Origin of the sequence: Arthrobacter sp. B0490 (genome assembly GCF_002929355.1) — a bacterium.
GTDB lineage: Bacteria > Actinomycetota > Actinomycetes > Actinomycetales > Micrococcaceae > Arthrobacter_D.
In genome coordinates, this window is record NZ_PJIR01000047.1 from 1 (window position 1) to 1,328 (window position 1,328).

The following is a 1,328-nucleotide window of genomic DNA, read 5'->3' on the forward strand; positions in this document are numbered from 1 at the left end:
CGAGATCTGCGGGGCCCGGCAAGCCCCCATCGCCGCGCCCGGCTAGCTGTGAAGATTCAATAGGTTGTATGCATGGTTCATCCGAACCGGATTTGAGAAACTGGAAATCGCCACCCCCCCAGTTCACTCAAGGAGCCCGGCCGGATGAACACCCATAAGCATGCCCGATTGACCTTCCTACGTCGACTCGAAATGGTCCAGCAATTGATCGCCCATCAAGTTTGTGTGCCTGAAGCGGCCCGCGCCTATGGGGTCACCGCGCCGACTGTGCGCAAATGGCTGGGCCGCTTCCTGGCTCAGGGCCAGGCGGGCTTGGCCGATGCGTCCTCGCGCCCGACGGTCTCGCCCCGAGCGATTGCGCCGGCCAAGGCGCTGGCTATCGTGGAGCTGCGCCGCAAGCGGCTGACCCAAGCGCGCATCGCCCAGGCGCTGGGCGTGTCAGCCAGCACCGTCAGCCGCGTCCTGGCCCGCGCCGGTCTGTCGCACCTGGCCGACCTGGAGCCGGCCGAGCCGGTGGTGCGCTACGAGCATCAGGCCCCCGGCGATCTGCTGCACATCGACATCAAGAAGCTGGGACGTATCCAGCGCCCTGGCCACCGGGTCACGGGCAACCGACGCGATACCGTTGAGGGGGCCGGCTGGGACTTCGTCTTCGTGGCCATCGATGACCACGCCCGCGTGGCCTTCACCGACATCCACCCCGACGAGCGCTTCCCCAGCGCCGTCCAGTTCCTCAAGGACGCAGTGGCCTACTACCAGCGCCTGGGCGTGACCATCCAGCGCTTGCTCACCGACAATGGCTCGGCCTTTCGCAGCCGCGCCTTCGCCGCGCTGTGCCATGAGCTGGGCATCAAGCACCGCTTTACCCGACCTTACCGCCCACAGACCAATGGCAAGGCCGAACGCTTCATCCAGTCGGCCTTGCGTGAGTGGGCTTACGCTCACACCTACCAGAACTCCCAACACCGAGCCGATGCCATGAAATCCTGGCTACACCACTACAACTGGCATCGACCCCACCAAGGCATCGGGCGCGCTGTACCCATCTCCAGACTCAACCTGGACGAATACAACCTATTGACAGTTCACAAGCCACTTGCGCGAACAGATTGTCCATCGCCGCGTTGACCCGGCCGCTGACCAGGTCGGGCATGAGCGCGGCGCTGCCCTTGTAGGGCACCGGCACCACGCGCACGTTCAGCTCCTGTCCGATCAGCAGGCTGACCAGGTGCGGCACGGTGCCGATGCCGGGCGAGCCGATCGTGATCGTGTCCGGCTTGGCCTGGGCGGCTTCGAACAATTGCTGCGGCGTGCGCCATGGCGAGTCG

General features: G+C 65.3%; 2 protein-coding genes. One reads left to right on the top strand and one right to left on the bottom strand.

Going from position 1 to position 1,328, the window contains the following annotated elements; translation table 11 throughout:
- Positions 1-144 precede the first annotated feature (144 nt).
- Positions 145-1,128 carry an IS481-like element IS481 family transposase gene (locus tag CXQ97_RS18515; RefSeq protein ID WP_014486049.1) on the top strand — a complete coding sequence of 328 codons (984 nt, stop codon included), beginning with the start codon at positions 145-147 and terminating at the stop codon, positions 1,126-1,128.
- Here the strand turns inward: CXQ97_RS18515 and CXQ97_RS18520 are convergent.
- Positions 1,055-1,328 (bottom strand): tripartite tricarboxylate transporter substrate-binding protein (locus CXQ97_RS18520; RefSeq protein ID WP_219815470.1); only part of this gene is annotated, 274 nt, incomplete at its 5' end. The two genes, CXQ97_RS18515 and CXQ97_RS18520, sit on opposite strands and share 74 nt — an antisense overlap.